The organism is Pectobacterium jejuense (assembly GCF_026800125.1).
Classification (GTDB): Bacteria; Pseudomonadota; Gammaproteobacteria; order Enterobacterales; family Enterobacteriaceae; genus Pectobacterium; species Pectobacterium jejuense.
Genome location: NZ_JAPQKX010000002.1, coordinates 106,141 through 117,569, shown reverse-complemented (window position 1 = coordinate 117,569; position 11,429 = coordinate 106,141). Strand labels below are relative to the sequence as shown.

Here is an 11,429-nt window from a genome sequence, read left to right as displayed (position 1 = left end):
GCCAGTTACTCAGTCACAATACGGATCAGCAACTGGCTGTGCTCAACGGTGATAACTATCGGGGTATCTGTCCAAAATTCCGCGGCATCCAGCCACTGGTCCGTAGGGTGCAGGCTGGGACTTCGGCCGTAATAGCTTGTCATATCATGACGATTGGCATGGCGACGACTGACATAGCCAACTTTCAGATGTCGTAATACTGGGGGCTGACTTATGATGCTGCCTAGCGGTATCGGTCAACTGGGACATGTATTGAATGTCGATAATCAGAATGGAATAGCTCGATTCCTTGATGGGCAATCTGGCAAGGCTGCGGATCTTAGTCAGTTTACATCATTCCAATTATTGAGAACGAATAAATGATCAGTTTTGATGATGCTTTAGAAAAAGCTAATAAATATTTGGAAGGCGATGAACCTCCTGTTGTCATAACGTTGATTGGCCGTTTTACTGAAGGGTGGGTTTTCTGCTTTCAATCAAGAGGGTATCTTGAGACTGGAGATTCGTCTGCACTGTTGGCGGGTAATGCTCCATTTATAATTGATAAAGATAGTGGTGAAATACACTCATTAGGAACTGTATATCCTATTGAAAAGTATTTGCAGGATTATGAAGAAAAGAAAAATGGCCTGAGTTAACAAAAAACTACCGTTATTGGTGGGTTTTTTACATCCGTTACTCAAAATTTTAGCTCAGTCTCAATCACCAGTTTACCCCGCTCAACGGTAACGATAACTGACTGGACGATATTGAAATTTATTTATTTCAGTGGCTTGAAGCTGAGTTTGAGCTACAAGTAGGATCGTGTTGAATTCCATCGGCCTCAGCGCCAGTCCATCGATGAGTGTCAGTATGCTCTCGACGATGGTGATATTGTTTCAGATAGAGCAGCGGAATCTGTAGGGACGGTAGTCAGTGCTTTGAGTTCAGAAGCACCGACTTCTGAGGCGGGGAACCAAGTAAAGGCAATCAGGAATAATCAAAATGGCAAATAAAGTAGGGATTAAAACTCTTTTGGTTCTAATCACGTCATTCACTGTGCTCATTGCTTTAACTATGCTTCTTATTAGATTAGGTATCGCATCTGTATTCTTTTTTAAGAATGGTTTTTTTTACTTTTCGTGGCAGAACGGAGTTATTGACTCTGCTAGAAAAGGCCTATCCGGGGGAGTCCCCTTAGGGATAGGAATCTGGCTTATGTCCCGTCTCAAGGTGAATAGGGATAAATAAAATATGTTCAAAGATCCTGACCTTAAATCGAGATCTTCTTTTTATCGGCCTGCGCTTCAGTTCTGGTTCAAACACCAGATTACTGCGTTCAACGGTGACGATAACGGATTGTCCAGTATTAAAACCGAGTTTTAAGCCACTCTTATGCGGCGGTGAGAGGCAGACAGTCTGCTGTGTGGGCTGCTGTGATATTGTCACGATTCTAAAAGACGGAATTGCTAGCATGCATTAAAGGGAGATCCTAAATGATTAAATTTTTAGGGAAATATAGAAAATGGGCAAGTAGTGTTATTAATGAACGGCTTTTAGGTGTGAGAGGGCTTGTATATGAACTTGATACACCTGATTTTTATCATCCTCAAAAATTGCAGTTTATTTTTTCTAACCCAGAAGGATTAGTCAATTTCGTCTGCGGTAAAGATGGGTCAACACTTGAACTTACGGACTCGCCTATTCATGAAAGTGATCTTGGCGAATACGGTAAGGAAGTAATTATGGATATGTCGAAATTTGCATTATTCATTGACTATGCTGGGAAGGAACTATTAGAGATTTATTCGATATTTTCTTCGATAGAAAATTCTTATGTAGGAATAAAGTTGGTTTTTGAAGGTGATTTAAATTTGATTATTGTAAATGTTGGAGATGAAATAAATATTTTTAATTCTTTACCTTTATCATATGAATACGATGAAGGTATTAAATATCAATTATTATAAATGACTAATCCCAGCCTCTAAAAGAGCTGGGATTTTTGCATCTGTCACTCAGTTACAGTGCGTATCAGCAGATGGCTGTGTTCAATGGTTATTGCTACTGGGATATCTGTCCCAAATCCCGCTGTTTCCAGCAAGCTTCTAGATGACTTGCAGCCTGTTGTTGCGGGATACGGCGAAGCAGGTGCAGGATATCGCCACGCTGAGCCGTGACGTTGGGCACGCGAACAACGCGCTCAGCCCGATCCAGGCACTAGCGGGCAGCGATTGCCAGCGGTGCATCGCCGTATCTGGCACAATTGGTGAAAGACGTCACGATACCGAAGGACGAAAGCAAAATCACGACATCGGATAATCGCAGCAAACGCGATTGAGTACACAGTGGTGGGGGCGATTGGTGCTGAAGTCGGTGGGAAATATACAGAAAATAAGGTAAAGGATATAAGAAATGAAAAATGAGAAGATAAACTTGAATGTTTTTTCCTATCTGATGTTTTCTTGTATTATGGCAATGCTTTTATTATTTTTTTTGTTAAATTTAATGTTTAGTATCGTTTTGTTTTTGAAAAATGGATTATTTAATTTCACATGGGAGACAGCAATAGATTGTTTTACATTTGGGGTCATAACTGGACCTATTGCTGCATTAGGAATTTGGTTGATGCTTCGATTTAGGATGCGATGAAAAAATTCCCGGCTAAAACCGGAGAATAAAATTGGTAGAAAAGTGTTCTTCAGTTGTCTCGATGCAATAAGTGTCGGTCCATTGATGGTCATCGGTTCTTGACGTAGGCGATGATAGTGTCGTCTACGTTGATATCACTAGGTAGCATAAAATAAGATGCGATAATTATGATTGATAATGATTTAGACTCTTTTTTTAAATTCAAATCCCCTTCAGTGTCATATGACAATGAAGAGGTTTTTTTTGTAAGGCTTGATCCATTGATTTCAAGTGCAGATGAACTTTTAAAATCAATGTATTACTTGTTATGGTTTCCTGGATATTTCGGTTTCAATTGGAATTCATTATATGATTGCCTTCGTGATTTTGAATGGATTAGTTACACTAAGATAGTTATCGAACATGACTCATTGCCTAACATTCCTGATTTTGAATTGAAAATTTATCTTGAAATACTTAGGGATGCTGTTATTGATTGGAAAGGAGATGAACGTCATCAACTGGATGTTGTATTTTATGAAAAAGATAGAATACGAATTGATAATTTCCTTATGGAAAAGTAAATATAGCTCTGATGCCAATTAACCTGTCGATGTTACTATAGTAAATGGTAAAGATATTATTATTGATGGTCATCATAGAGTTGAAGCAGCAGAAAAATCTTGAATTAAAGACATGCCGATTATAATACATGAGATTACGAAAGAACAAAGCGATCAACTTTTTCGTGAAACTACTGAGGTAAGGGTAAGGTATTGATATAATGAACGAAAAAGAAATTATCAATTTTATCAATCTTCAAGAGATGTTAATGAAGGCTTTCTTTATCGCTTATCCAAGTTTAAAGGATTTCGACTTCTTGCTGGACTTCCCTAAAAAAGGGACTTTTTTTGTTAATGATGATGAATGGGTTTTTATTAAACATGGTATAGGTATTAAATTTTTAATAAGCAACGATCAAAAAGAGATGGTGATAGATATTAATAATATCAAAAACCCCAAGTTGATAGATATATGGCGCTTATCTCAATACTTTTCATCATATAATGATCATGAAATAAAGGGAGTGTTAGATGGAATGGTTGATTCTGGGATTTTACAAAAAATATCAGAAAAGCAATATGAACTAATGAGATGAAATAGTCAGCGGGTCTCGCCCCTAAAAAGGCCTGGATTTTCTTGTCTGCCATTCAGCCACAATGCGTATCAGCAGTTGGCGGTGCTCAACGGTTATGACTACTGGGGATCTTATGACAGTCATAACTGACAAAAAAGGCAATTTGGTTAATACGTTGCCCTAGCAAAAAGGTGATTAGGTAACTATATGTTTATAGTACATTTATGGGATAAAGTCGTAGGCGAGAGTATTACCGCATTGGAAGACTTTCCAGGGAATGAAAGCTTTTTAATAAGGAATGATCGCTGTAGATACCCATTGTTATCTGAGCTATCTAATTGCGATATGGAACTTTTTAGTGATGAACAGATTGGGGAGCTTCGCGAAGAGATGAGTAATCTAATGAAATATGAGTTATCAGGGCAAGATGCGCAGGATTATTTATTATCTGTAATTGCATTAATCGATCAAGCTGATAGTGATAGTCAAAGTATTTTATTTTCGCCATTTTAGTGAGTAACCTCGGTTCCTAAAAAGGCCGGGATTTTTACCTTTACCGTTCAGAACCGCAACTCAGTCTCAATCACCAGTTTACAGCGTTCCACGGTGGCGATAACCGGTTGTCCGTTCTTCCAGCCACTCCTATGCTGCGGTGAGCGACGGTAGTCTTAGTCTGTTGTTGCGGGATACGGCGAAGCAGGTGCAGGATATCGCTACGCTGAGCCGTGACGTTGAGCACGCGAATAACGCGCTCAGCCCGATCTTTAACAAAGAGAAAGAGCAAAAACGCCTGAAACAGGCGCAGCTGATTGGTGAAATCGGCGCGCAGATGATGGATATCGTGCGCACGGAAGGTGAAGCTTGTCTCAGGCAGATAAGGCAAAGATTGTTGTTATGAGGTAAAAATGGCTGGATTTTTGTATTTTTCAAAAAATAACGGTGTGTCATTGTGGTCTTCAGCAATTGATGTTATTGCTGAATATTTATGCTCCTACATCAGCAGGTAAGCAAAGAGACTATGGAGGAAATCTATGAAACATATGATTTATACGATCAAACCTTAGATTTCTCCAAGCTATCGAAACCTGACTATATGCAATGTTATAGAAATATAGAAAAGGCAACAGAAATCGATCTTAAAGCCAATCCTATGATAAAAAATCGTCCACAAGACTGGTTACTTAAAGCTTGGTATGAAGAAATAAAACCAAAAATGCAGACATCACCTTTGTATGATCCTGAAATATTGGATAGGTAATTTTATATAACAATTTCAGTCGAAGGATGGAAATAATATGATCCCCATCGGATATTTAGCTAAAAGAGTCGCACTAAAACCTGACTGGCTTAACGCCGAGCAGGTAAAAGACATTTACTCGGTGAGCTGTTGTTTCTCTGATGCCTTTTGTGAATATATACAGTTTTGGCGTCATAACGGCTACTGGTTGTTTGATTCGCCGGAGGTAATTTATTCTCTGGCGAAAGAACAAGGAATTGATCTGGCCGAAACTATGATGTTTTATTACGAAGCATACGAGTATCAGTATGATGAAGAGGCATTAGAATGGAGCCTGTTCGAGCCGGAAGCATCTTTTGATACTGATGTGAAGATACCACAGCAAAAAGTGTTACAGGGTTTTGATATTGTCTCTTTCCACCTTGAGCAATCACCAGAGTGTTCCTATTTATCCTGTAACCATATGGCGCAGGAGCTGGAGGCCAATGAGCACTGCCTGCTGGCGTCTTTTGATGATGCGAAAAAACATCTGGAAAGTGGTGTTTTTCACGGCTGTGAGCCGGGGCCTTGTAGAATATTTGCGGTGTATTCGGTGCCGGACGCGCAATAAGTTGATATAGAATACGTGGCGAAAATCAGACAGGTTAGGGATGTGCATTATATGAATAGGGGATTGGTTCAGCAGGCATTTAACGCTTTTTTAATCGAGCTGCCTGCGCCTCCGTGGCTGATTTTGATCTGTTTCAGCGTTATTTATCTGAGCTTCGAACCTATATCGCCGAGCTTGAACTGGCTTACGATCCCGTCGATCAATGGTCGTTAGCGGAACTGGAAAAAACGGCGGAGTTTTTACGGTATAACCAGCAGTGGATTGCCGGTGCAGCAAGCGTTCGCAATTATTGCGCAGCATCGGGTGTTTCTGGATGAATATGGTCTGCTCCCGGATTATCTTGACGTTATGCCAGAAAATGTATTCTCCGGTGATGTTTTTCCCTCTGTGTAAAAATAAATTTCAACCCTAATATTATCATTTTGGCATGGTATTAATTAATATCATTAAAAATCAAATCATTTCATAAGATAATTAATCCCATCCTATCTTTTTATTATATTGCACCCATCCCGCATGAAAGCGTAATCTCATTTTAGCTATTCAATATTTTTAACTATATTGTTCGCTTTTTCTTCGTATGTGTTTTTATTTAATGCTGTAAACTCAGGGCTAAATACCCCAATGGAAACGGGGAGATTATCCTCGGACGGGAGATATATTAATGAAGGACCATTCGCTTTCTATTCTGATTTATTTTTGACGATTCCACTTCGTCGATCCGATCCTGCGTGTCGCTGGCTTGCGATCCGCTGGTTAGACCGTTGCCGTTTTAACGGCTGCTATCTGTCGTTTGTCGGTACGGGTTTTATTCATTAAGTGAAGGAAATCACAATGCAATACACTGGGAAGTACCTGAAGAAAACAGTGCTGATGCTGGCCATGATTGCTGGGCTCAGCGTCGGGCAAAGTCAGGCGGGCGTCGAAATTGAGACGCGTTCGCTGGATCAAATCTATCAGAGTGCGTTGAGAGAAGGCGGTACGGTCACCGTCTATGCCGGTGGCGATGTGCAGTCACAGCAGGCTGGTTTCAAGCGGGCATTTGAGACACGTTTTCCTGGCATGAAACTGAATGTGATTGTCGATTACAGCAAATACCATGATGCTCGTATCGATAACCAATTGGCGACCGGCACCCTGATTCCTGATGTGGTGCAACTGCAAACGGTGCAGAATTTCCCGCGCTGGAAAAAAGAAGGCGTGCTGCTGAATTACAAAGCGCGTGGTTGGGACAAAATATATCCGGAATTTCGTGATGCAGATGGTGCCTGGACTGGTGCCTATGTCATCGCATTCAGTAATTTGGTCAACACCCAGCTTCTGGATGAAAAATCCTGGCCGCGTGAGGTTAATGATTACCTTCGTCCCAATCTAAGAGGTAATTTGATTCTGGCGTATCCGAACGACGACGATGCAGTACTGTTCTGGTACAAGCTGGCCGTGGATAAATACGGCTGGGATTTTGTTAAAAAATTGCAGGAGCAGGATCCCGTCTATGTGCGCGGCACCAACGTACCCGGTGCTGAGATCGCGACGGGAAAATATAGCGCGACATTTACCAGCTCCGGTGCGCTCGTTCCGGCAGCCGATGCTGTGACCCGCTTTGTCCTGCCGAAGTCCGATCCTTTTGTCTCCTGGGCGCAACGTGCCGCTATCTTCAAACAGGCTAAACACCCAGAAAGCGCCAAGCTCTACCTGAGCTGGGTGCTGGATCCGCAAACGCAAACTCAGGTTTCACGTATGTGGTCGGTGCGTACCGATGTTGAGCCGCCAGTGGGCTACAAACATATCTGGGAATACCGTAACACTCGCCCTCAGGCATTTGCTGATTTCATGTACGATCGCGGTGAGGTCGAGCGCTTCCGTGCACAGCTGAGTTTGTATGTGGGTGAAGCGAAAGGCGAACCCACGCCGGGCTGGCTTGGTGTGAATCCAGAGGTGCCTCTGGTTAACTAACGCTTGAAATTATTGCGTTACTTCATGCTGGTCACGTTAATCGTGGCCAGCATTACGTCCTGTCAGTTCCACATGTTAAGCACTTCTCGATTAAGTATCACGCGATTAAGAATCACATCCGATAGTGGCGGTCTTGTTCTGTGAAGGGCTGAGCAGGGTCACAAGAAGGGAATTGCCAATGGCAGCGAACCACCATTGGCGTGTTGAGGATTAACGCTTACTTCTTATTGTTGGGTTTCAAGGTTTCGCCTACGTTCAACAGGAAGATCTCGTTATCGCGAGTGGACACGCGAGTTGAACCATCTTCCATACGGTAGCCGCCTTCAGTGAAGCCTGCTCCATTCAGGAACGGTGCAACGGACTGTGGTTTGTTGCGTACCGCCGCTTCCAGCGCTAACAGGGCATAAGGTTCGATGGTATCAACATCGGCATATTGTCTGTTGGGATCGGCCATAAAGAAGCCGTTTTGATAACGCGTGCTGATAATGTTATCGCCCACTTTTTCCGCCAGCGACAGGTAGTCTTTCACTTTGCTCGCCTGATACAGATCCAGCAGCGCGAACAGGGCGTAAGGATCGTTGTTCTTGGTAGCAAGATCCACTTTGACGTCTTTACCCGGCGCTGAACCTAACTCACCCAGCCCCTGTGCGTGAGCGATGCCGCGTGCGACACGCCACAGCTCGGCGTCCGGTGAAACGGTATAGGCGCGAGCGTACGAGAGCAGGAATGAATTATCCGCAGGATAAGGCTTGAGCACGGTGCCTTTTTTGCCGTAGTAGCCATCACGTGGCAGAACGTAGTTGGAAAGATCTTTGCCGTTAGCGAGCATCGGGCGGAACGTGTTATCGGACTCGTTGTAGGCATACTTGGCAAAAGCTTTCAGGCCATCGGTTGTCCACGTCAGAAGTTCCTTGCCTTCAGCCCCCAAGTCTTTACCCAACTGGAGCTGCATGAGCGCATTTTCGGAATAGATCGTGCTGGTGCGTCCTTTCAGCATCATATTGCCTTCCAGCGCAGTGGGGCCGAACTCTGGGCCGAACTGACGCTGGGCGCGGTCGCCATATTTGGAATGCGTATCGGCATCGTCAGTCGTTTCATCACGCTTCAGCGCCTGCGTAAACTGATACACACCGAGTCCAGTCGCTTTATCCCGTGGCAGCACGTACTGCTGTGCCAAACGTTTTGCCCAGACCAGCGCGCCGTCTTCCTTATTGTATTTGTACAGCAGCGAGGCGGAATAGATCAGATCGTTACCCGCATTCAGGAAGCTGAGGCCTTTGGTGGCGAAGAAGGGCGGCTGTTGCTCAAACGGGCTTTGCCATAGCGCGCCCATTTTTTGCCCGTATTTACCGTGGCGACTGGTTTCCATAATCTTCCAGTCATAAACGTGCGCATTCCAGAAACCGCGGATAAAGCGTGCGGTTGCGTCTTTATCGACGCTGAACATCAAATCGTAGTAGGGATAGGCATTTTTCAGCTCATGCACCATCTCTTTTTCGCTCGGGCCTTCCGGTTGCAGCGTTTTTAGATCCACAAAACGGTGGCCGCCCCAAATCAGCAGGCCGCTCTCATCTTGGTAGTGCTGAAAGTTATACTTCACAATCGCTTCGGCACGCTGCTTATAGCTAGGGTTGCCGCTCAGATTACTGAGCCCGACCAGCACGCGCATCAGGTTCTGCTGAGCGGAGAAATTGGATAACACGGCGTGGCGACCATCGGGGAAGATCCACTCCATTTGTTTGCCCGTGCGAGGATCGACACCATCAGCAAGTAATGGCGTAGGCGATTGACCATGATAGTGGTCACCAGCTTTGGTCAGCACGTTATCCACATACTGATTGACGATGGTGAGACGGTCAGGCGTAGCGGCGCTGGCTTGTAAAGCGACCAGACCCGCAAGGAGCGACAGCGCAAATTTTTTCATTTTGTCTACCTGTAACGATGATTCATCCAGAGCTGTAATAAAGGGATCCCGCTTGATGAACAGGATCCCCGAGAAATATGGCGTAGCAGTAAGCTGTTTTAAAAAGGTAAGCCGTTGTTAGAACGTATAGGTGAAGCCGACTTTCCCTTTCCCTTCACGCGATTTCACATCGCGCCCGCTGGCGACATCTTCAACGCCAACGTGTGCGGTCCAGTTGTCGTTGATGGTGTAAGACACGTCGAAATCCTGTTGGTAGTCATGCTTTTTGTTGTTTTGCAGCACGTAATCCGCGTGATAGTAGTAAGCGGTGTACGCCAGCGTGAAATTGTCGAAACCTTTGTAGGCCACGCCCGCTTCATAGCGGTGACGGTGAGTGTCATCATCCGTGCTGGTGCGTTTGCTGCGGGTGATTTTTCTGAGGTCATAGCGATATTGCGCATGAAGATCCGTCTTATCAGTCACAGCCCAGGTCAGTTTCAAACCTGGCGTATAGCGTGCGCCGGAACTCTGGCTAGCGCCGATATCGCCCACGGTGCCTTCACCGCTGGTGCCGCCGGAATAGAAGCGCGCTTCCAGATTCGGCGTCAGGGTTAATTCAGGCGTTAAGCTGTAGGCATAGCCAGTATAAAAAGCATAAGAATTCGAGACGACATCATCGATGGTCAGATCTTTATTCTTATTATAAAAACTCAGCTCAACGCCGACGTACAGGCCATTATCCATAAAGTGCCGCATGCCGATTTCATCACCGTGATAGCGATTCATTGTTCCCCAGCTATGTTCATAGCTGAGTTTAGTATCAGAGGCAGACACGGAAACAGCATAAATTTGGGCAAAAAGAATACCGGCCACAAGGTAGCGTTTTTTCATTATGGGCACCATTAATATTGATCGTTAATTATGAAAACTGTGCGCTGATAGACAAAATTCATTCATGAATTTATTTTTTCATCAACACGGCAGGAAATACGGCGTATTTCCCTTATAAAATTCTGCATTTCTTAGAAAACGTAGTTGAAACCAACTTTGATTTTCCCCTGACGGCTTGATGATGTGCTGGATTGGCTAATATCATCATACTCAATGTAAGGAGTTAGCTGTTTGTTTAACTTATATTGAACTTTGAACTGATGTTCATAATCCGTTTTCCCATTATCGTAAACCGCGTATTCTCTTTCCGTGAATTCACCCTTGCTATATTTATACGATTTTGTGGTGTTATCACCGATGTAGTAGTTAAAGACGTAAGTCAGATTAATATTATCCAAACCAGAATACGTCACGCCCGCATCTAGACGATGGCGACCAGTGTCGGATTTCGACAAATAAGACTCCCCTGCGTAACCATATTTGTCAGACGTGGAAATGGTTGAATAGCGTGAGCTGCGAGTGGGCTTTTTATATTCATAGCGGTAGCGGCCATAAGTGGACCAGTCGCTGTTAATTCGGTAGTTATATTTCAGCCCCGGCTGGTACATCATGGTTGAATTGCCGATGGAGAATTCAAAGCTAGGCGTTAAGGTTGCGGCCTTGCTTAGCTTGAAATCCTTACCGATCACCATGCCGCCAGAGCCGCCCTGCATGTCATCATAGGCAACGTCGTAGTTGCTGTTCCCGCCCGCTGACGTACTGAATTTGACTTCGTACGACCAGCCGTTGGTTTTCTTATGAATGAGCTTAATGGAGTCTGAGTGGCGGCGATCTTCCGTCTTCCAGTTATGTTCATATTGGAAGGTGGTTTTGCCATCGGTTTCTGCCTGAGTGAGGAACGGCGTGAATCCGGCACAAACAATGAGTAGGTTACGTGTATTTATTTTCATTTTATCTTTCTCTTTTGGGTAAACAATATTATTGGCGAGCGCAGTCTCTATCTTTAAAACCAGACAGTTGATATCATTTTTTGGGCGTAAAAATAGAATCACCAGGAATGATGATGACGCCATTTATAATGTCG

At 43.9% G+C, this 11,429-nt stretch carries 14 protein-coding genes and 1 pseudogene; 11 read left to right on the top strand and 4 right to left on the bottom strand.

Translation table 11 applies throughout. The features are described from left to right. Positions 1 to 5: 5 nt before the first annotated feature. Positions 6 to 188 (bottom strand): SymE family type I addiction module toxin, encoded by a 183-nt coding sequence (locus tag NXT09_RS04110; RefSeq protein WP_268579186.1) that lies wholly within the window; start codon positions 186 to 188, stop codon positions 6 to 8. Positions 189 to 359: 171 nt separating this feature from the next. On the opposite strand from NXT09_RS04110, the gene NXT09_RS04105 reads away from it, so the two are divergent. From NXT09_RS04105 to NXT09_RS04055, 11 genes and pseudogenes are all read left to right on the top strand, one after another. After that, positions 360 to 638 (top strand): YrhB domain-containing protein, encoded by a 279-nt coding sequence (locus NXT09_RS04105; RefSeq protein ID WP_119889254.1) that lies wholly within the window; start codon positions 360 to 362, stop codon positions 636 to 638. Between the two features lie 837 nt (positions 639 to 1,475). After that, positions 1,476 to 1,949, top strand: coding sequence for a hypothetical protein (locus tag NXT09_RS04100; protein ID WP_268578968.1), 474 nt, complete (start codon positions 1,476 to 1,478; stop codon positions 1,947 to 1,949). A gap of 142 nt (positions 1,950 to 2,091) precedes the next feature. Beyond that, positions 2,092 to 2,301, top strand: a complete 210-nt coding sequence (locus NXT09_RS04095; protein WP_268578967.1) for a hypothetical protein — start codon at positions 2,092 to 2,094, stop codon at positions 2,299 to 2,301. A 497-nt stretch (positions 2,302 to 2,798) separates the two neighbouring features. Next, a complete protein-coding gene (locus NXT09_RS04090) occupies positions 2,799 to 3,194 on the top strand; it encodes a barstar family protein (protein WP_268578966.1) in 396 nt (131 codons plus the stop codon). Between the two features lie 200 nt (positions 3,195 to 3,394). Continuing rightward, complete coding sequence (locus NXT09_RS04085) at positions 3,395 to 3,769, top strand: DUF6896 domain-containing protein (RefSeq protein ID WP_268578965.1); 375 nt, start codon at positions 3,395 to 3,397, stop codon at positions 3,767 to 3,769. Positions 3,770 to 3,955: 186 nt separating this feature from the next. Then, on the top strand, positions 3,956 to 4,261 hold the full coding sequence (locus tag NXT09_RS04080; RefSeq protein ID WP_268578964.1) for a hypothetical protein: 306 nt from the start codon (positions 3,956 to 3,958) through the stop codon (positions 4,259 to 4,261). 115 nt (positions 4,262 to 4,376) lie between these two features. Then, positions 4,377 to 4,607: pseudogene (locus NXT09_RS04075) on the top strand (hemolysin); the annotation flags it as partial. A gap of 159 nt (positions 4,608 to 4,766) precedes the next feature. Continuing rightward, the gene (locus NXT09_RS04070; protein ID WP_268578962.1) at positions 4,767 to 5,006 is read left to right on the top strand and encodes a hypothetical protein; all 240 of its coding nucleotides are present in this window, start codon (positions 4,767 to 4,769) and stop codon (positions 5,004 to 5,006) included. A 37-nt stretch (positions 5,007 to 5,043) separates the two neighbouring features. Then, complete coding sequence (locus NXT09_RS04065) at positions 5,044 to 5,595, top strand: hypothetical protein (protein ID WP_268578961.1); 552 nt, start codon at positions 5,044 to 5,046, stop codon at positions 5,593 to 5,595. Between the two features lie 113 nt (positions 5,596 to 5,708). Further along, positions 5,709 to 5,912 carry a hypothetical protein gene (locus NXT09_RS04060; protein WP_268578960.1) on the top strand — a complete coding sequence of 68 codons (204 nt, stop codon included), beginning with the start codon at positions 5,709 to 5,711 and terminating at the stop codon, positions 5,910 to 5,912. A 517-nt stretch (positions 5,913 to 6,429) separates the two neighbouring features. After that, a complete protein-coding gene (locus NXT09_RS04055) occupies positions 6,430 to 7,551 on the top strand; it encodes an ABC transporter substrate-binding protein (RefSeq protein ID WP_268578959.1) in 1,122 nt (373 codons plus the stop codon). A gap of 217 nt (positions 7,552 to 7,768) precedes the next feature. On the opposite strand, the gene NXT09_RS04050 is transcribed toward NXT09_RS04055, so the two are convergent. The 3 genes from NXT09_RS04050 to NXT09_RS04040 form a co-directional block, all read right to left on the bottom strand. Beyond that, positions 7,769 to 9,475 (bottom strand): pectate lyase, encoded by a 1,707-nt coding sequence (locus tag NXT09_RS04050; RefSeq protein ID WP_268578958.1) that lies wholly within the window; start codon positions 9,473 to 9,475, stop codon positions 7,769 to 7,771. A gap of 117 nt (positions 9,476 to 9,592) precedes the next feature. Further along, positions 9,593 to 10,345 carry an oligogalacturonate-specific porin KdgM family protein gene (locus tag NXT09_RS04045; protein WP_268578957.1) on the bottom strand — a complete coding sequence of 251 codons (753 nt, stop codon included), beginning with the start codon at positions 10,343 to 10,345 and terminating at the stop codon, positions 9,593 to 9,595. 131 nt (positions 10,346 to 10,476) lie between these two features. Continuing rightward, positions 10,477 to 11,295: an oligogalacturonate-specific porin KdgM family protein gene (locus tag NXT09_RS04040; protein ID WP_205550284.1), complete on the bottom strand. Its 819-nt coding sequence runs from the start codon at positions 11,293 to 11,295 to the stop codon at positions 10,477 to 10,479. Between the last annotated feature and the right edge of the window lie 134 nt (positions 11,296 to 11,429).

What these genes read in the sequence shown, in the direction of transcription:
- NXT09_RS04045 (WP_268578957.1), bottom strand. Translation starts at nt 10,345, where the DNA reads ATGAAAAAACGCTACCTTGTGGCCGGTATTCTTTTTGCCCAAATTTAT.
- NXT09_RS04080 (WP_268578964.1), top strand. Translation starts at nt 3,956, where the DNA reads ATGTTTATAGTACATTTATGGGATAAAGTCGTAGGCGAGAGTATTACC.
- NXT09_RS04050 (WP_268578958.1), bottom strand. Translation starts at nt 9,475, where the DNA reads ATGAAAAAATTTGCGCTGTCGCTCCTTGCGGGTCTGGTCGCTTTACAA.
- NXT09_RS04065 (WP_268578961.1), top strand. Translation starts at nt 5,044, where the DNA reads ATGATCCCCATCGGATATTTAGCTAAAAGAGTCGCACTAAAACCTGAC.
- NXT09_RS04100 (WP_268578968.1), top strand. Translation starts at nt 1,476, where the DNA reads ATGATTAAATTTTTAGGGAAATATAGAAAATGGGCAAGTAGTGTTATT.
- NXT09_RS04085 (WP_268578965.1), top strand. Translation starts at nt 3,395, where the DNA reads ATGAACGAAAAAGAAATTATCAATTTTATCAATCTTCAAGAGATGTTA.
- NXT09_RS04055 (WP_268578959.1), top strand. Translation starts at nt 6,430, where the DNA reads ATGCAATACACTGGGAAGTACCTGAAGAAAACAGTGCTGATGCTGGCC.
- NXT09_RS04095 (WP_268578967.1), top strand. Translation starts at nt 2,092, where the DNA reads ATGACTTGCAGCCTGTTGTTGCGGGATACGGCGAAGCAGGTGCAGGAT.
- NXT09_RS04040 (WP_205550284.1), bottom strand. Translation starts at nt 11,295, where the DNA reads ATGAAAATAAATACACGTAACCTACTCATTGTTTGTGCCGGATTCACG.
- NXT09_RS04105 (WP_119889254.1), top strand. Translation starts at nt 360, where the DNA reads ATGATCAGTTTTGATGATGCTTTAGAAAAAGCTAATAAATATTTGGAA.
- NXT09_RS04070 (WP_268578962.1), top strand. Translation starts at nt 4,767, where the DNA reads ATGGAGGAAATCTATGAAACATATGATTTATACGATCAAACCTTAGAT.
- NXT09_RS04090 (WP_268578966.1), top strand. Translation starts at nt 2,799, where the DNA reads ATGATTGATAATGATTTAGACTCTTTTTTTAAATTCAAATCCCCTTCA.